General features: G+C 63.3%; 17 protein-coding genes and 1 riboswitch. Of the genes, 8 read left to right on the top strand and 9 right to left on the bottom strand.

Annotation, left to right across the window (positions count from 1 at the left end; all coding sequences use genetic code 11):
* Position 1: 1 nt before the first annotated feature.
* The 5 genes from thiS to dnaK form a co-directional block, all read right to left on the bottom strand.
* Positions 2-196 (bottom strand): sulfur carrier protein ThiS, encoded by a 195-nt coding sequence (gene thiS, locus AC2FME_RS11095; RefSeq protein ID WP_496687813.1) that lies wholly within the window; start codon positions 194-196, stop codon positions 2-4.
* Positions 180-1,157, bottom strand: coding sequence for an FAD-dependent oxidoreductase (locus tag AC2FME_RS11090; protein ID WP_496800452.1), 978 nt, complete (start codon positions 1,155-1,157; stop codon positions 180-182). Before AC2FME_RS11090 ends, thiS begins: the two co-directional genes overlap by 17 nt.
* Positions 1,154-1,957, bottom strand: coding sequence for a bifunctional hydroxymethylpyrimidine kinase/phosphomethylpyrimidine kinase (gene thiD / locus AC2FME_RS11085; RefSeq protein WP_496800451.1), 804 nt, complete (start codon positions 1,955-1,957; stop codon positions 1,154-1,156). The genes AC2FME_RS11090 and thiD overlap by 4 nt, the downstream gene beginning before the upstream one ends.
* Positions 1,958-2,002: 45 nt before the next feature.
* Positions 2,003-2,107, bottom strand: a riboswitch (TPP riboswitch).
* A 124-nt stretch (positions 2,108-2,231) separates the two neighbouring features.
* Positions 2,232-3,371: a molecular chaperone DnaJ gene (gene dnaJ, locus AC2FME_RS11080; protein ID WP_496681560.1), complete on the bottom strand. Its 1,140-nt coding sequence runs from the start codon at positions 3,369-3,371 to the stop codon at positions 2,232-2,234.
* Positions 3,372-3,446: 75 nt separating this feature from the next.
* Positions 3,447-5,354, bottom strand: coding sequence for a molecular chaperone DnaK (gene dnaK, locus AC2FME_RS11075; RefSeq protein WP_496681563.1), 1,908 nt, complete (start codon positions 5,352-5,354; stop codon positions 3,447-3,449).
* A 214-nt stretch (positions 5,355-5,568) separates the two neighbouring features.
* On the opposite strand from dnaK, the gene AC2FME_RS11070 reads away from it, so the two are divergent.
* The gene (locus tag AC2FME_RS11070) at positions 5,569-6,171 is read left to right on the top strand and encodes an alpha-ketoglutarate-dependent dioxygenase AlkB family protein (RefSeq protein ID WP_496687820.1); all 603 of its coding nucleotides are present in this window, start codon (positions 5,569-5,571) and stop codon (positions 6,169-6,171) included.
* Here the strand turns inward: AC2FME_RS11070 and AC2FME_RS11065 are convergent.
* Positions 6,168-6,989, bottom strand: coding sequence for an ABC transporter permease (locus AC2FME_RS11065; protein WP_496681567.1), 822 nt, complete (start codon positions 6,987-6,989; stop codon positions 6,168-6,170). The genes AC2FME_RS11070 and AC2FME_RS11065 overlap by 4 nt on opposite strands.
* Positions 6,990-7,111: 122 nt before the next feature.
* Here AC2FME_RS11065 and cysQ point away from each other — a divergent pair, with 122 nt between their 5' ends.
* From cysQ to AC2FME_RS11030, 7 genes are all read left to right on the top strand, one after another.
* Complete coding sequence (gene cysQ / locus AC2FME_RS11060; protein WP_496681569.1) at positions 7,112-7,909, top strand: 3'(2'),5'-bisphosphate nucleotidase CysQ; 798 nt, start codon at positions 7,112-7,114, stop codon at positions 7,907-7,909.
* On the top strand, positions 7,909-8,709 hold the full coding sequence (locus AC2FME_RS11055) for a 3-deoxy-manno-octulosonate cytidylyltransferase family protein (protein WP_496681572.1): 801 nt from the start codon (positions 7,909-7,911) through the stop codon (positions 8,707-8,709). Before cysQ ends, AC2FME_RS11055 begins: the two co-directional genes overlap by 1 nt.
* A 73-nt stretch (positions 8,710-8,782) precedes the next feature.
* Entirely contained in the window at positions 8,783-9,766 is a 984-nt protein-coding gene (gene galE, locus AC2FME_RS11050; protein WP_496800450.1) for a UDP-glucose 4-epimerase GalE, read from the top strand.
* A gap of 7 nt (positions 9,767-9,773) precedes the next feature.
* Entirely contained in the window at positions 9,774-10,817 is a 1,044-nt protein-coding gene (locus tag AC2FME_RS11045) for a glycosyltransferase family 2 protein (protein WP_496800494.1), read from the top strand.
* A gap of 184 nt (positions 10,818-11,001) precedes the next feature.
* Positions 11,002-11,988, top strand: a complete 987-nt coding sequence (locus AC2FME_RS11040; protein WP_496711008.1) for a glycosyltransferase family 2 protein — start codon at positions 11,002-11,004, stop codon at positions 11,986-11,988.
* A complete protein-coding gene (locus tag AC2FME_RS11035; RefSeq protein ID WP_496800449.1) occupies positions 11,985-13,688 on the top strand; it encodes a DUF5927 domain-containing protein in 1,704 nt (567 codons plus the stop codon). Before AC2FME_RS11040 ends, AC2FME_RS11035 begins: the two co-directional genes overlap by 4 nt.
* A gap of 6 nt (positions 13,689-13,694) precedes the next feature.
* The gene (locus tag AC2FME_RS11030) at positions 13,695-15,140 is read left to right on the top strand and encodes a nodulation protein NodH (RefSeq protein WP_496800448.1); all 1,446 of its coding nucleotides are present in this window, start codon (positions 13,695-13,697) and stop codon (positions 15,138-15,140) included.
* Here AC2FME_RS11030 and AC2FME_RS11025 read toward each other — a convergent pair.
* Genes AC2FME_RS11025 through AC2FME_RS11015 form a run of 3 tightly spaced genes read right to left on the bottom strand, consistent with a single transcriptional unit; the run spans position 15,124 to position 17,734 of the window.
* Positions 15,124-15,642, bottom strand: coding sequence for a L,D-transpeptidase family protein (locus tag AC2FME_RS11025; RefSeq protein WP_496681582.1), 519 nt, complete (start codon positions 15,640-15,642; stop codon positions 15,124-15,126). The two genes, AC2FME_RS11030 and AC2FME_RS11025, sit on opposite strands and share 17 nt — an antisense overlap.
* Positions 15,643-15,698: 56 nt before the next feature.
* On the bottom strand, positions 15,699-16,484 hold the full coding sequence (locus tag AC2FME_RS11020) for an ion transporter (protein WP_496681584.1): 786 nt from the start codon (positions 16,482-16,484) through the stop codon (positions 15,699-15,701).
* Between the two features lie 20 nt (positions 16,485-16,504).
* Positions 16,505-17,734 carry a class I SAM-dependent RNA methyltransferase gene (locus AC2FME_RS11015; protein WP_496800447.1) on the bottom strand — a complete coding sequence of 410 codons (1,230 nt, stop codon included), beginning with the start codon at positions 17,732-17,734 and terminating at the stop codon, positions 16,505-16,507.
* Positions 17,735-17,755 lie beyond the last annotated feature (21 nt).

Here is a 17,755-nt window from a genome sequence, read left to right as displayed (position 1 = left end):
CTCAGCCCCCTTGCATCGGTGCAACGACCTCGACCCGGTCGCCCTCGGCCAGTTTGTGGGCGATGCGCAGGCCCGAGGGCACAAATTCCTCGTTCACCGCAGTGGCGACTCGGCCGGAAAACCCGCATTCCGCCAGCAATTCACCAAGGGTTTCGGCGCGCACCTCGCGCGGTTCGCCATTAAGCACGATCTTCATCGACCATCTCCGAATGTGTGTTCTCGAGCGCCAGATCGGCCACGCCCCGGGCCAAGGCCGGGGCCAGCAGGTAGCCATGGCGATAGAGGCCATTGGCATAGATCGTCCGCCCCAGCCGGCGGATGCGCGGCAGGTTGTCGGGAAAGGCCGGGCGCAGATCGACCCCGATTTCCAGCACCTCGGCCTCGCCGAAGGCCGGGTTCAGCGCATAGGCCGCGCTGAGCAGTTCCAGCATCGAGCGCGCAGTGATCCGGCTGCTGTCCTCGGATTCGATCATCGTGGCGCCCAGCATGTAGACGCCCTCGCCCCGCGGCACGACATAGAGCGGCATCCGAGGATGTAGAAGCCGCACGGGACGGGTCAGCGTCACGTCGGGGCAGCGGATCACCAGCATTTCCCCCTTCACGCCGCGCAGGTCGTGAAGGATGTCGCGCGCGTGCAGGCCACGGCAGTCGATGGCGTTGTCCAGCCGCGACGGAGCCAGCTTGCGATGGAATGCGACGCCCTTATCCTGAAGGCCGCGATACAGGTCCTGCAGCGCGCGGCGAGGGTCCAGATGGGCCTCATCTGCGAAGAACAGGCCTTGGGAAAAACCGTGCAAATCAGGCTCTAATTCAGCAATTTTCGCTTGATCGACCAGCGTGAACCCCTCAGTCCGGCGGGCAAATCGGCGCAGGTCGGGCAGGTCTCGCATGTTGGCCACAACCAGCGTTCCTTGCCGCGTGACCGGAGTGCGGGCTGCCCACCAGTCGATGGCCTGTTGCCCCAGTCGCAGCACGGGTTCCTCGGCATTTTCATATTCGCACCAGGGCGCCAACATGCCACCGGCCCACCACGAACAGCCATGCGGACCGGGAGGCCCGCCGGGGTCAAACACCCGTACCTGCGCACCCCGCGCGACCAGTTCCGAGGCCACGGCCAGCCCGGCCACCCCGGCACCTATGACGGACCAGACCGTCACGCCTCCCAGACCCGATAGAAATGGTGAACGGGGCCATGCCCGTGCCCGACTGCAAGACCGTCCGCCGCCGCAATTGCGCCCTGAAGATAGGAATGTGCCTGTGCAGCGGCATCCGCCAGCCCCAGCCCCTTGGCCAATCCCGCCGCGATGGACGAAGACAGGGTGCAACCCGTGCCATGCGTGTTCTTCGTGTTCACCCGCGGGGCCTCGAACTGAGCGACGACCCCATCCTGAGATACCAGCAGATCCCGGCAGACATCGCCCTTGCCATGCCCGCCCTTCATCAGAACCGCGCCCGCACCCAGATCGCACAGGGCATGGCCTTGCGCGGTCATTTCGTCTGTGGTCTCCGCAACCATCTGATCCAGCAGGCAGGCCGCCTCGGGCAGGTTCGGGGTCAGGACGGTGGCGCGGGGCAGCAGCACTTCGCGCAATGTCTGCACCGCCTCGCGCGCCAGCAGCGCATCGCCCGATTTGGCGATCATCACAGGGTCCAGCACGATGGGCCCGGCAAAGCCGGAAAGGCCGTCGGCGACGGTCTGGATGATCTCGGGCGTGGCCAACATGCCGATCTTGACCGCGCGCACGTCCAGATCGGACAGAACCGCATCGATCTGCGCGGCGATCATGTCCAGCGGGATGCCATGTACGGCGGTGACCGCCTGCGTGTTCTGGGCGGTGACGGCGGTGATGACACTGGCACCGAACACACCCAGCGCCGACATCGCCTTGAGGTCGGCCTGAATGCCGGCCCCTCCGCCGCTGTCGGATCCCGCGATGGTCAAAGCGATATGCGCCATCTCGTTGCTCCATTCATCTTGGGCAACGCGGGCATGGAAAACGTCTGAGTGTTTTAGACCGTTCCCTCCGCCGGTATTGCCCGGATCAGGTTCGATGGGTTGGCTCGCGCGCCTCTCAGCCCCGGGTTCGGGGCACCCCAACGGTTGGGCGAACATTCTCAAGGCTGGGGCGAGGAATCAAGGGCCAATTCCGCGCAGTTTCGGACCAAACTGGACTCAGAACGAAAAAGGCCGGCGATGTTTCGCCGGCCCTTGGCTGTCTGAAACACTGGGATCAGCTTTGCATCCGCTCCCAGAAGGATTTGACGGATGAGAAGAAGCTCTTGGATTCCGGGTGGTTGTCTTCGCCCAGCTCGTCAAACTCCTTCAGCAGTTCTTTCTGCCGCGCGGTCAGGTTGACCGGGGTCTCGACCGCCAGTTCGATGAACATGTCCCCGACACCGCCGCCCCTCAGCGCAGGCATGCCCTTGCCGCGCAGACGCATCTGCCGGCCCGACTGGCTGCCGGCCGGAATCTGCACCCGGCCGCGGCCACCGTCGATGGTGGGCACTTCGATCGAGCCGCCCAGCGCCGCCTTGGCCATGCTGACCGGGACCCGGCAATACAGGTTCATGCCATCCCGCTCGAAAAGCTTGTGCGGCGTCACCTCGACAAAGATGTAGAGGTCGCCCGGAGGACCGCCGCGCATGCCGGCTTCGCCTTCGCCCGCCAGGCGGATGCGGGTTCCGGTTTCGACACCTGCCGGAATGTTGACCGACAGCGCGCGTTCCTTCTCGACCCGACCCGAGCCGTGGCAGGATTTGCAGGGGTTCTTGATGATCTGGCCCAGGCCCGCACAGGTCGGGCAACTGCGCTCGACGGTGAAAAAGCCCTGTTGCGCGCGCACCTTACCCATGCCCGAACAGGTCGGGCAGGTGGTGGGTTCGACCCCGCCTTCGGCGCCGGTGCCTTCGCAGGACGAACAGGCCACGGCGGTCGGCACGTTGATGGTTTTCTGCAGCCCCGAGTAGGCCTCTTCCAAGGTCACGCGCAGATTGTAGCGCAGGTCGGACCCCCGCGCGGCCCGGCGCCCACCGCCCTGCCGGCCGCCCATGAAATCGCCGAACAGATCGTCGAACACGTCGGAAAAGGCGCTGGAAAAATCGCCCGAGCCAAAACCGCCACCCGGGCGCGCACCGCCGGTGCCGTTCTCAAAGGCCGCGTGACCGAACCGGTCATAAGCGGCTTTCTTGTCGGCATCGCGCAGGATGTCATAGGCCTCGTTGGCCTCTTTGAACAGTGCCTCGGCCTCTGGGTTGTCCTTGTTGCGGTCGGGATGCAGCTCCTTCGCCTTTCGGCGAAAGGCCTTCTTGATCTCTTCCGCCGAAGCGCCCTTGGATACGCCGAGCACTTCGTAATAGCAGCGTTTTGACATCGGTGTTTCCTTCTGCCTCAACGTAAAACGGGCCGGCCCGGTATCCGGACCGGCCCGAACTGGCCCGGTTAGCCGTTAGGTGCGCTTGTCATCGTCCAGATCTTCGAACTCGGCATCGACGATGTCGTCATCGCCGGGGCCCGCATCGGCGGCGGTCGGTTCTTCGCTGGCCTCTTCAGACTGCGCCTTGTAGATCGCCTCGCCCAGCTTCATGGACGCTTCGGTCACGTTCTGGATGCCCGACTTGATCTTGTCGGCATTGTCCGATTCCAATTCGTCCTTAAGCGCGGCCACGGCCAGTTCGATCGCCTCGATGGTCGACGGATCGACCTTGTCGCCATGCTCCTCGATCGATTTCTCGGTCGCATGGATCAGGCTTTCGGCTTGGTTCTTGGCCTCGACCAGCTCCTTGCGCTTGCGGTCGGCCTCGGCGTTCTCTTCAGCATCCTTGACCATCCGTTCGATGTCGTCTTCCGACAGACCGCCCGAAGCCTGGATGGTGATCTTCTGCTCTTTGCCGGTGCCCTTGTCCTTGGCCGAAACCGAAACGATGCCGTTGGCGTCGATGTCGAAAGTCACCTCGATCTGAGGCATGCCGCGCGGAGCCGGCGGGATGTCTTCAAGGTTGAACTGACCCAGCAGCTTGTTGTCGGCCGCCATTTCGCGTTCACCCTGGAACACCCGGATGGTCACCGCGTTCTGGTTGTCCTCGGCGGTCGAGAATACCTGAGACTTCTTGGTCGGGATCGTGGTGTTGCGGTCGATCAGACGGGTGAACACGCCGCCCAGGGTTTCGATGCCCAGCGACAGCGGGGTCACATCCAGCAGGACCACGTCCTTGACGTCGCCTTGCAGAACGCCGGCTTGGATAGCAGCACCCATGGCCACGACTTCATCAGGGTTCACGCCCTTGTGGGGCTCTTTGCCGAAGAACTTGGTCACCTCTTCGATGACCTTCGGCATCCGGGTCATACCACCGACCAGAACCACCTCGTCCACGTCGCTGGCCGAGATGCCGGCGTCTTTCAGAGCGGCCTGGCACGGCTTGAGCGATTTCTTGATCAGGTCACCGACCAGCGATTCCAGCTTGGCACGGGTCAGTTTCATGACCATGTGCAGCGGCTGGCCGTTCGAACCCATCGAGATGAACGGCTGGTTGATCTCGGTCTGGGTGGTCGAGCTGAGCTCGATCTTGGCCTTTTCTGCGGCTTCCTTCAGACGCTGCAGCGCCATCTTGTCCTGGCTCAGGTCGACGCCGTGTTCCTTTTTGAACTCTTCGGCCAGGTAGTTGACGATGCGCATGTCAAAGTCTTCACCACCCAGGAAGGTGTCACCGTTGGTCGACTTGACCTCGAACAGGCCGTCGTCGATTTCCAGGATGGTCACGTCGAAAGTACCACCGCCAAGGTCATAGACCGCGATGGTCTGGCTGTCTTTCTTGTCCAGGCCATAGGCCAGCGCGGCGGCGGTAGGCTCGTTGATGATCCGCAGCACTTCCAGGCCGGCGATCTTGCCGGCATCCTTGGTGGCCTGACGCTGGGCGTCGTTGAAATAGGCCGGAACGGTGATGACGGCCTGCGTGACTTCCTCACCCAAGTAGCTTTCAGCAGTTTCCTTCATCTTGCCCAGGATGAAAGCCGAAATCTGGCTTGGGGAGTACTTTTCGCCGCGGGCTTCGACCCATGCGTCGCCGTTGCCGCCGTCGATGATGCGATAGGGCACCATTTTCTTGTCTTTTTCGACCTCGGGGTCGTCGACCCGGCGGCCGATCAGGCGCTTGACGCCGAAAATCGTGTTTTCAGGGTTGGTGACCGCCTGGCGTTTTGCCGGCTGTCCGACCAGTCGCTCATTCTCGGTGAAGGCGACGATCGAGGGCGTGGTCCGCGCCCCTTCTGCGTTTTCGATGACCTTCGGCTGCGAGCCGTCCATGATGGCCACACACGAGTTGGTGGTCCCGAGGTCAATCCCGATTACTTTTCCCATTATTTCGATCCCTTTCTTTTCAAGGCGATGTCCCGAGGCCAGAACCCGTTATGGCATCCCAGCCCCGATCTGTTGGGCGCGGTGGCTCTACACCCTCGCGCGTCCCGGCGTATATAAGGGCGAGGCCCAAGGCCTGCAAGCACTGTGAAATGCAGGTTTTCGGGAATCTTGGGCCTTTTTTGGCAAGGATTTCGAAAGGAATGAGGTTTCTGCCGTGACGCGCCTGAATTTACGCGGATTCGACATCAGAAAAGGTCATCTGGACGGCGCCGCCCAGCAACAGCTGGTCGACGCCTTGCGACCGGTTCTGAAAGCCGCGCCGCTGTTTCATCCCAGCACGGCCTCGGGGCGCAAAATGTCGGTGCGCATGACCTCGGCCGGGCCGTTGGGCTGGGTGTCGGACGGCCGCGGATACCGCTACCAGGGCGCGCACCCCAAAGGCATGCCCTGGCCGGACATCCCGCAGCCGATCCTGACCATCTGGCGCGAGGTGACCGCGCTGGACCGCGACCCGGACTGCTGCCTGATCAACTATTACGGCGAAGGCGCCCGCATGGGCCTGCACCAGGACAGGGACGAGGCCGATTTCTCGTGGCCGGTCGTGTCAATCTCATTGGGGGATGACGCTCTGTTCCGCATCGGCAACACCACCCGCGGCGGAAAAACCGAATCCGTGTGGCTGAACTCGGGCGACGTGGTGGTCATGGGCGGCCCCGCACGGCTGGCCTATCACGGAATCGACCGGATCCGGTTCGGGTCGTCGCGCCTGCTGCCCCGGGGTGGCCGCATCAACCTGACCCTGCGCGTGGCGACCTAGCGCCGGGCGTCCCAGCTTTTCGAGATGTGCTTGCGTGTATAGAATTCACCCAGCAGGCCGATCATCATCAGCGCGATGCCGACCCAAAGCGCATATTCCCAGCTGGTGTTGCGCGGGAAATAGTTGCGAAAGATGAACCCGCGGCACTGATCGATCGCGTGGAACAGCGGGTTCCAGGCAAACATCGCCAGCAAATAGCCGCCCAACGCGTTGGCGACGAACATCTTGCCGGAAAACACCATGTTCAACCGCCGATAGACGTTGCTGAGCATCAGGGACACCGTCGGCAGCCACGGCTTGAGCGCCATGAACACCAGCCCCACGGAACAGCCCGTGTACCAAGCCAGCACCAACATCGCGAAGGCGCCGCCGGGGTCCTGCATCTCGATCGGGGTAACCGCCACGCTGTAGACGAACAGGATCACCAGGATCGACACGATCTGCGTATACAGCGCGCCGAAAGCCGCCGCCAGCAGCAGCACCATCATGTTCATCGGCGAATGCAGCATCATCGGGTTGTTGGTGCCCCCCAACGAGGCGATCGCGCCCACCGCCTTGATATGGGTCATGAACAGGAAAATGCCCGACAGCAGGTACAGGATGAACTCGCCGCGGATCTTGGCCACCCGGGCACCCATGAAAGACATGATCAGGTAGAATACGCTGGCCAGCAGCACGACCTGCAGGATGTTCATCACGATGGCCAGAACGGCGTTGCTGTGCTGCGAGCGGATGTTGCGCACGACGGCGTGGAACACCAGTTCCGCCGTGGTGAAGGCGCTGCCAAGCAGACTGCTGCTGCGCTTGTAATAGAACACTCGAACGCTCTTTCCCGGGTTTGTTCCGACAGCCTGGCACGAATTCCTTGCCGTTCCGTATCCGGCACAGCATAAGTTCGTCAGGTTTTCGGATCAACAAACCATGGAAACGGAGCATTTTTGTGACCTATGACGACCTCATCCCCGTGATCAGACGCCTGGCCCTGGAAGCGGGCGACAAGATCATGGAGATCTACGATGCCGATGATTTTGACGTGAAGGTCAAATCCGATTCCAGCCCAGTGACCGAAGCTGACGAAGCCGCCGATGCGCTGATCTCGGCCGGGCTGCGCGCCGCCTTCCCCGACATCCTGCTGGTGACCGAGGAACAGGCCGCGTCGCACAGCCAGCAAGGCGACACCTTTCTAATCGTCGATCCGCTGGACGGCACCAAGGAATTCATCAACCGGCGCGGGGATTTCACCGTGAACATCGCGCTGGTCGAAAACGGCGTGCCCACCCGCGGCGTGGTCTATGCCCCGGCCCGCGGGCGCATGTTCTATACCCTGGCCGATGGCCGCTCGGTCGAGGAGACCGACGCCTTGGACAAGGACAAACCAGGTGAGGTCACGCCGATTTCAGTCTCTGATCCGGACAATTCGGCGCTTTTGGTGGTGGCCTCGAAATCGCATCGCGATCAGGCCACGGATGACTACATCAACAAATACCAGGTCAAAGACAGCAAGTCGGCGGGCTCGTCGCTGAAATTCTGCCTGGTGGCCACGGGCGAGGCCGACCTCTACCCGCGTGTCGGGCGAACCATGGAGTGGGACACCGCCGCAGGCCACGCGGTGCTGGCCGGAGCCGGGGGCCATGTGGTGCGTTTCGACGACCACACGCCGCTGACCTACGGCAAGGAGGGTTATGCCAACCCGTTCTTTATTGCCTATGCCCCGGGCGTCGAACTCAAGGAGGCCTGATGTCGGTTCTGATCGCGATCCCCGCCCGCTATGCCTCGACCCGCTATCCGGGCAAACCGCTGGTGCCGCTGACCGGCGCAACGGGAAAGCCTATGACCCTTATCGAGCGGTCCTGGCGCGCGGCCATGTCGGTCTCGGGCGTCGACAGGGTGGTGGTGGCCACCGATGACGACCGCATCCGCGCTGCGGCCGAGGGCTTTGGCGCCGAGGTGGTGATGACCTCAGAAAGCTGCGCCAACGGCACCGAACGCTGCGCCGAGGCGCATGACAGGCTGGGCGGCGGATACGAGATCGTGGTCAACCTGCAAGGCGACGCCCCCCTGACCCCGCATTGGTTCATCGAGGATTTGGTCAATGGCCTGCGCGCTGCGCCTGAGGCCGGCGTGGCCACGCCGGTGCTGCGGTGCGACGGCGAGGCGCTGAACGGGCTGCTGAACGACCGCAGGCACGGCCGGGTGGGCGGCACCACGGCCGTCTTCGCGACCGATCACAGCGCGCTCTATTTCTCGAAGGAAGTGATCCCCTTCACCGCCGACACCTATGCCGGGTCGGATCCGACGCCGGTGTTCCATCATGTGGGCGTCTATGCCTACCGCCCCGACGCGCTGGCCGCCTATCCGGGTTGGCCGGTCGGGCCGCTGGAACGGCTCGAGGGGCTGGAACAGCTGCGGTTCATGGAAAACGGACGCAAGGTTCTGTGTGTCGAGGTCGAGGCAAAAGGCCGCCAGTTCTGGGAGTTGAACAATCCGCAGGACGTGGCCAAAATCGAAAGTATGATGGCCGCGATGGGGTTGGAATAGGCGCAGATTCCCCGTTCCGCGCGGGCAGCGCAGCAATTTGCCCATGAGCGGCAGACATTCGGCAGGACCACGGATGACAAACATACTCGTGACCGGCGGTGCCGGATATATCGGATCTCATGCCTGCAAGGCGCTGGCGCAGGCGGGCTATGTGCCCGTGACCTATGACAACCTTGTCACCGGCTGGCAGGATGCGGTGAAATTCGGCCCGTTCGAACAGGGCGATCTGCTGGACCGCGCGCGGCTGGATCAGGTCTTTGCCAAGTACCAACCGGCGGCGGTGATGCATTTCGCCGCGCTCAGCCAAGTCGGCGAAGCCATGAGCGAGCCGGGCCGGTACTGGCGCAACAACGTAACCGGATCACTGAACCTGATCGAGGCGGCCGTGGCCGCCGGTTGCCTGGATTTCGTTTTCTCGTCCACCTGCGCAACCTATGGCGACCAGGACAACGTGGTGCTGGACGAAACCACGCCGCAACACCCGCTGAACGCCTATGGCTCCTCGAAACGTGCGATTGAGGATATCCTGCGCGATTTCGAACAGGCGCACGGGCTGAACCACGTGATCTTTCGCTATTTCAACGTGGCTGGTGCCGACCCTGACGGCGACGTGGGCGAGTTCCACCGCCCCGAGACCCATCTGGTTCCGCTGCTGTTGGACGCGATCGACGGCAAGCGCGACGCGCTGACCGTCTACGGCACAGATTACGACACGCCCGACGGCACCTGCATCCGCGACTATGTCCATGTCTGCGACCTTGTGGATGCGCATGTACTGGGCCTGCGCTGGCTGGAACAGAGCAAGGGCAGCCGAGTGTTCAATCTGGGCACCGGCACCGGGTTTTCAGTAAAAGAGGTGATCGCGCAGTCGCACAGCGTGACCAACCGCGAGGTGCCCTTCAATGTCGGTCCGCGCCGGGCGGGCGACTGCACCAAGCTGGTTTCAGGCTCGACCCGGGCCGAGGCCGAACTGGGCTGGCGGCCCAAACGGTCGCGGCTGGAAGTGATGATCGCCGATGCCTGGCGCTGGCATCAGAATGGCCATTACGAAAAGTGATCGTGCCATGGGCGCCGCGCACCATCATGACGAAAACGCCCCGGGCTGGATTCGCAGATACCGCCTGCGCCTGAAACGCAAGCGCCTGTTGTGGCGGTCCTTCCGCAGCCGCCACGCGCTGACGCCGGTTTCGGACAAGACCCGGCTGATCGCGCCCACCGACATTCTGGCCTTTACCACCCTACGCAACGAGATGGAGCGCCTTCCTTGGTTCCTGCGCCACTATCGCCGGCTGGGGGTCGATCATTTCCTGATGGTCGACAACGGCAGCAATGACGGCTCGGTCACCTACCTGCTCAACCAGCCGGACGTTTCGCTGTGGCAGACCGGGGCCAGCTATCGCGAGGCGCGGTTCGGGCTGGACTGGCTGACCTGGTTGCAGATGCGCTATGGCCATGGCCACTGGACCCTGATGGTGGATGCCGACGAACTGCTGATCTATGCCCATCACGACAGCCGCACCCTGCATGACCTGACCCGATGGCTGGACGGAAACGGGCAGCTGGCTTTCGGCGCGCTGATGCTCGACCTTTATCCCAAGGGACCGCTGGGCAGCCAGACGCACGACCCCGATACCGACCCGACCGAGACCCTGCCCTGGTTCGACCCCGGCCCCTATCGCGTGCGGCGGCAACAGCCGCTGGGCAATTTGTGGGTGCAAGGCGGGGTGCGTGACCGGGTTTTCTTTGCCGACCGGCCCGAGCGGGCGCCGACGTTGAACAAGATCCCCTTGGTCAAGTGGAACCGCCGGTTCGCCTATGTGAATTCCTGCCACTCGGCGCTGCCCCGGCATCTGAACCATGCCTATCACGGGCCGGGGGGCGAGGCGCCTTCGGGGGTGCTGCTGCACACCAAGTTCCTGCCGCAGGTCGTCGCCAAATCGCAGGAGGAAAAGCGCAGGCGCCAGCATTTTCACGATCCCGACCAATTCGGGCCATACTATGATGGCATCATCGCCGGACCTGACTTGTGGACCGCCCGTTCCGAGCGCTTTGCGGGCTGGGCGCATCTGCAGGCGTTGGGGCTGATGTCTTCGGGCGGCTGGCGTTGAAGGGGGAACTCCGCACCCGGAAAACCCCTGTCTGGATAACGCCATTTAAATAGATTGCCTTGCAAGGTGCGAAAATGTCATAAAACGTCATTGCCCGGCACCACTCTGGCCGCAACCAGCCCCGGGCATGCTCGCGTAAGGAAAAAGGTTGGGCAGTCGCGTGAGCCTTTTGGATTCCTATCGGATGAGACTGCGGCGCAAGCGCCGTCTGTTGCGTTGCGCCCGCCGCGGCCGCGATCTGAAACCCGTTCAGGACAAGACCCGCCAGATCCGCTCGGACGACATCCTGTTGATGAGCGTGGTGCGCAACGAAAAGATCCGCCTGCCCTGGTTCCTGTCCTACTACCGCAAGCTGGGCATCGACCACTTTCTGTTCGTGGACAATGACAGCGATGACGGCACGCTGGAATACCTGGCACAGCAGCCCGACGTCTCGGTCTGGCATACGGCGGCCAGCTATCGCCGGGCCACATTCGGGGTTGACTGGTCCAACCACCTGCTGCGCCGATACGCGCATGGCCACTGGGTCCTGACCGTCGATCCGGATGAGTTCTTCGTCTATCCCTTCTGCGACACGCGCCCGCTGCGCGCGCTGACCGACTGGCTGGACGGCACCGGGGTGCGCAGCTTCGGCACCATGCTGTTGGACATGTACCCCGAAGGCCCGATCCAGGAGGCCCCGTATCACGAAGGTCAGGACCCGTTCGAAATCGCGCCCTGGTTCGACTCGGGCAACTATGTGATCAGCAAAAACCCCGTGTACGGCAACCTCTGGATCCAGGGTGGCCCGCGCGCGCGCATGTTCTTCCGGGACCGGCCGGAAAAGGCCCCGGCCCTGAACAAGATCCCGCTGGTCAGATGGGACCGGCGATATGTCTATGTCAGTTCGACCCATGCCTTGCTGCCGCGCGGCCTGAACCAGGTCTATGACGAATGGGGCGGAGAAAAGGCCAGCGGCGCCTTGCTGCATGCCAAGCTGATCGACACCCTGGGAACCAAGGTGCAGGAAGAGCTGCGGCGGGGCCAGCACTATCGCGGGTCGGCGGAATACAAGGCCTATCTGGCCGAGCTGGAAAACCGGCCTGTCTTCTGGTGCAAATGGTCCGAGAAATACATCAACTGGCGCCAGCTCGAGATTCTGGGCCTGATGTCCAAGGGGAACTGGGCATGAATGGCAGCTTGGGCATCATCATGCTGGTCCATACCGCGCTGGGCCGGGCCGAACAGGTGGCCCGGCACTGGACGGCTGCGGGATGCCCTGTGGTGATCCATGTCGATCGTAAGGTCGCCCGACAGGTGCATGACGATTTCGTGTCGGCCTGCGCCGATGATCCGCTGATCGTGTTCTGTGACCGCCATGTCTGTCACTGGGGCGGCTGGGGGATCGTCGCGGCCACCCAGACGGCCGCGGAACTGATGCTGGACCGCTTCCCGGGCGTGCGTCACGTCTTTCTGTCCTCGGGCGCGTGCCTGCCGCTGCGCCCGGTACAGGACCTGATCGACTATCTGGCTGACCGGCCGCGCGCGGACTTCATCGAAAGCGCCACCACCGCCGATGTCAGCTGGACCGTGGGCGGGCTGGATGCCGAGCGGTTCACGCTGCGGTTTCCGTTCTCGTGGCGCAAGCACCGCAAGCTGTTCGACCGGTTCGTAAAGCTGCAACGCGCAGTCGGCTACCGGCGGCGAATCCCCGACGGGTTGGTGCCCCACATGGGCAGCCAGTGGTGGTGCTTGACCCGCCAGACGCTGTCGGCGATCCTGCAGGACCCGAAACGCCCGATTTACGATCGCTATTTCCGGCATGTCTGGATTCCGGACGAAAGCTATTTCCAGACACTGGCGCGGCTGTATTCCACTCAGATCGAAAGCCGTTCGCTGACCCTGTCTAAATTCGACTACCAGGGCCGGCCGCACATCTTCTATGACGATCACCTGCAGCTGCTGCGCCGGTCCGACTGTTTCGTCGCCCGCAAAATCTGGCCACAAGCCGACCGGCTGTACCAGGCGTTCCTGTCCGACCAGCCCGGCGCGCTGAAACCTGCCGAACCCAATCCGGGCAAGATCGACCGGGTGTTTTCCCGCGCGGTCGAGCGTCGCACCCGCGGACGCGACGGGCTGTACATGCAAAGCCGCTTTCCCCGCCACGGCAGCGAGAACGGGCTGACCGCGTTCCCCTATTCGGTGTTTCAGGGATTTTCGGAGCTGTTCGTCGATTTCGAGGACTGGCTGTCAAACACCACCGGCGCGCGGGTCCATGGCCATCTGTTCGCACCCGAGCGGGCCGAGTTCGCAGGCCGGGAAACCCTCATCAACGGCGCGCTCAGCGACAGCGCGACGCTGCGTGACTACAACCCAACCGCCTTTCTGTCGAACCTGATCTGGAACACCCGCGGCGAGCGGCAGTGCTTTCAGTTCGGCCCCGCCGATACGCAAAAGATCAACTGGTTCCTGGCGCGGGACAAGAACGCGCAGGTTTCGGTCGTTACCGGCGCCTGGGCGGTGCCCCTGTTCCGGTCGAACCAGAATTTCGGGGAAATCCGCGCCCAGGCCGCGCGGCTGCAGAAGATCGAGAGCGAGCAGCTCGAGGTGCTCGATTCCGTCTGGACCAAGGCACGGGTGCGAATCTGGTCGATGGCAGAATTCCTCGAATCCCCGATCGAGCATCTGCAGACCGTCATCGACGAGATGGGCGTGTCGCAGCCGGGCCACCTGATCGAAGCGCCCAGGATGGTCGATCTGACCGGGTTCGGAAAATTCCTGCAGAACCTAAAGAACCAAGGCATGCACCCCTTCCTGATGGGGGATTTTCCGGTCGACGACGTGTTCGGCGGCCAGACCCGGTCTTATCACAAGCCCTATCTGGTGCAATGATCCGGAATGCCCAGCCCGTTTGACCATTTCATCATCCTGGCCGACATGCGCACCGGCTCGAACCTACTTGAGACGCATTTGAACGCGTTGGACGGCGTGACCTGCCATGGCGAGCTGTTCAACCCGCATTTTATCGGGTACCCGAAAGAGACCCATGTTCTGGGTTTCTCCATCGACCAGCGCGACCAGGACCCCGCCGCGGTGATCCAGGCCGTGCGCAGGGCACCGGGCGGCCTGCACGGGTTCCGGTTTTTTCCGTCGCACGACCCGCGCGCGCTGGCGCTGGCGCTGGACGATCCGCGCTGCGCCAAAATCATCCTGACCCGCAACCCGCTGGACAGCTACATCTCGTTGAAGATCGCCCGCGCCACCCAGCAGTGGAAGCTGACCAACGTGAAACAGCGGCGCGATGCGACGGTGCCCTTCGATCCGCAGGAATTCGCCGACTATCTGGACCGGAGACAGGAGCATCGCCTTGCGGTCTTGAACCACCTGCAACGCACCGGACAGGTTGCCTTCCACATCGGATATGACGACCTGTCGGATCTGGAGGTTCTGAACGGGCTGGCCGCCTGGCTGGGTGTGGCTGCGCGGCTGGATCGGCTGGCCCCCGACCTAAAACCGCAGAATCCGGCACCCGCCCTGTCCAAGGTCTCGAACCCCGAGGAAATGCAACAGGCGCTGCGCGACACCGATTGGTTCAACCTGCACCGCCCACCAAGCTTCGAACCGCGCCGCGGCCCCGGCGTGCCCCGCTATGTCGCGGCTCCGGACACGCCGCTGATATATCTGCCGGTGCGCGGCGGACCCGAGCAGGCGGTGACCCACTGGCTGGCCGCGCTGGACGGCTGCCCGCCCGACGGGCTGCTGACCCGACGCAACCAGCAACAGGTGCGCCGCTGGATGAAGACGCGCCCGGGGCATCGCAAATTCACCGTGCTGCGACACCCGCTGGCCCGCGCCCATAGTACATTCTGCAACAAGATCCTTGCCACCGGGCCGGGCAGCTATGCCGCCATCCGCGCCACGCTGCGCAATCGGTTCAAACTGCCCATTCCGGGGCAGCTGCGCGAACAGAATTATACGCTGGATCAGCATCATGCGGCCTTTGCCGCGTTTCTGGAGTTTCTGAAGCTGAACCTCGCGGGGCAGACCCCGATCCGGGTGGATGGGCTGTGGTGCAGCCAGGCGCAGGTGCTGGAGGGCATCGCCGCCTTTGTCCAGCCTGACCTGATCCTGCGCGAGGATGAGATGGCAACCGCCCTGCCGGATCTTGCGCGCAGGTTTGGCCACGGCGCACCGCCCGCGCCGCCCTCGTCAGAGCCGGATGCACCCTATCGGCTGGAACAGATCTACGATGCCCGGCTCGAGGCGCTGGCGGCCGATGCCTATCAGCGCGACTATGTCCAGTTCGGTTTCGGCGACTGGCGGCCGGTCACGGACGCAGCGTGATGACCGTGCCGGGCTTGACCATGGCATAGATCTCTTCGATCTCGTCATTCTTGACGGCGATGCAGCCTGCGGTCCAGTCCGGGGTCTTTTTCGCGCGCTTGCGCTCTTTGCGCAGGTTCGGCTGGCCGTGGATGAAGATGTCGCCGCCGGGATCGACCCCCATCGACTTGGCCTTGGCGACGTCCTGCGCGTTTGGATAGGAAATTCCGACCGACAGGTGATATCGGCTGCGAGGGTTGCGGCGGTCGATCAGATAGGTGCCTTCGGGTGTGCGGCCGTCTCCGCGCTTGACCTTTGTGCCGCTTGGAGCGAAGCCAAGCTCGACATCATACTCGCGCAAGATCTGCTCGTGATGCAGCAGGTACATCTTGCGCGCGCCCTTGTTCACAACGATGGATGTCACCTCGGGTCCGTTGTAGGTCAGAAATCGAGGGCCCCCACTTCCACAAGCCGAAAGGCTCAGTGTTGCCAGTGCACCCAATCCAAATGCTCGACGATCCATGATTTCACTGCCTGCTCGTTTTGCAGCATCATGCCAAAATCCGGCGGAAACGGAAATCACTTTTTGCTGTTCATATGTTCGGTCAGGCGGCGTTCGATCGAGTCCAGCCGCTCGAGCACCTCGTCCCGATAGGCATCGGTCCTGACGCCTTCCTCGGCGTGGTGGGCATCCTGCATCGAATTCACGATCAGACCGACCAGCAGGTTCACCACCGCGAAGGTTGTGACCATGATGAATGGCACGAAAAACAGCCAGGCATAGGGATAGACCTCCATCACCGGGCGCACGATGCCCATCGACCAGCTTTCCAGCGTCATGATCTGGAACAGGGTATAGGCTGAGCGGCCGAGGTCTCCGAACCAGTCGGGGAAGCTGTCGCCGAACAATTTGGTCGATATCACCGCGCCGATATAGAACAGGATCGCCATCAGCAGGAACACGCTGCCCATGCCCGGCAGCGCCTGGATGAACCCTTCGACCACCCGGCGCAGACGCGGCGCGACCGAGATCACCCGCAGCACCCGCAAGATCCGCAACGCGCGCAGAACCGAAATGCCGGCGCCGCCGGGGACTAGGGCGATGCCGACGATCACGAAATCGAAAATGTTCCAGCCATTGAGGAAAAACCGGCGCCCGTTGGCCACCAGTTTCATCGCGATCTCGGCCACGAAGATGGTCAGGCAGATGGTATCGAGCAGCACGATCACCGGCCCGAACTTCGCCATCAGCGTGTCCGAGGTTTCCATGCCCAGCAGAACCGCGTTAACCAGAATGACGCCGGTGATGAATTGCGCAAATCGCGGGTTTTCGACAAAGGCCTGCAGGCGCTGCCGGATCGTCATGCGAAGGGTCTCCTGTCGGGTCATGGGTTCTCTGCCAGTTTGAAGCTGCCCACCAGTTCGCTGTGGGATGACCATCGAAATTGGTCAACCACTTGGACCCATTCAAGGGCATAGCCCGCCTTAACCAGAATTTTTGCATCCCGCGCGAAGGTCACAGGGTTGCAGGACACATAGGCGATGACCGGACGGCGGGCCTGAGCCAGCTCGGCCACCTGGGCCTCGGCGCCGGCGCGTGGCGGGTCCAGAACCACGGCGTCGAAGCGGCGCAGCTCGTCCGGCATCAAGGGGCGGCGGAACAGGTCGCGCGTCTCGGTCGTGACCTGTTTCAACCCCGTGGACTTGCGCCAGCCCTGGTCCAGCGCGCGGGTCATATCAGCCGCGCCTTCAACGGCATTAACCTCAGCCAGTTGCGCCAGCGGCAACGAGAACGTGCCGCAGCCCGCGAACAGATCAACCACACGCTTGGCTGGGCCAACAATCTCCAAAACTGCCAGTGTTAGAGCCTGTTCTCCATCTTTTGTAGCCTGGAGGAAAGCCCCCGGCGGCGGGACCACCGTGGCCGGACCAAAACGCTGTGCGGGTGGGTTGCGCATGGCGATCACCTCGCCATCCCAGGCCAGCCGCGCCAAGCCGTGCTGCTCGGTCGCCTGCGCAAGCGCCAGTTCCAGCGGGCCGTCCAGAGGTTTGCCGCCCTGCACCGCCACGTCCAGCCCGGCTTCGGACAGGGTCAGGGTGACCGACAACACGCCCTTGCGGCTGCCGCCCAGTTCGGCCAGCGCCTTGGCCACGGGGATGGCGGCGGTCAGCGCCGGGTCCAGCAGCTGGCAATCAGGAATCTCGGTGATCACGTCCGAGGCGCGGCCGTGGAACCCCGCCAGCGCGCCCTTCTTGGTGCGGCGCACCGCGATGGTGGCGCGGCGACGCGACTGCGGCGGCGACGTCAGGATCGGGCGCATCTCGGCCTGCAGCCCCTGAGCAGCCAGCGCGGTACGCACCACCTCGACCTTCCAATCGGCCACGAAGGCGTCCGAGGCGTGCTGCAACTGGCAGCCGCCGCAGCTTTTGTAGTGGCGGCACGGCGGTTTGACCCGATCGTCCGACGGCGTCAGCACCTTGATATCGGTCAGCTCCGAGCCGTCCAGCAGGCCGCTGACCCGCTCGCCAGGCAGCGTTCGGGGGGCATAGACCGGGCCCTCGGCGATGCCGTCGCCCTGATGCCCGAGGCGGAGAATGGTGTATTCCTGCGTCATGGCCTGCCTGATAGCCGGGCT

The organism is Ruegeria sp. BHSC026, from assembly GCF_059613065.1.
The sequence above is the reverse complement of the archived record's forward strand: the minus strand, read 5'-3'. Positions and strand labels throughout refer to the sequence as shown.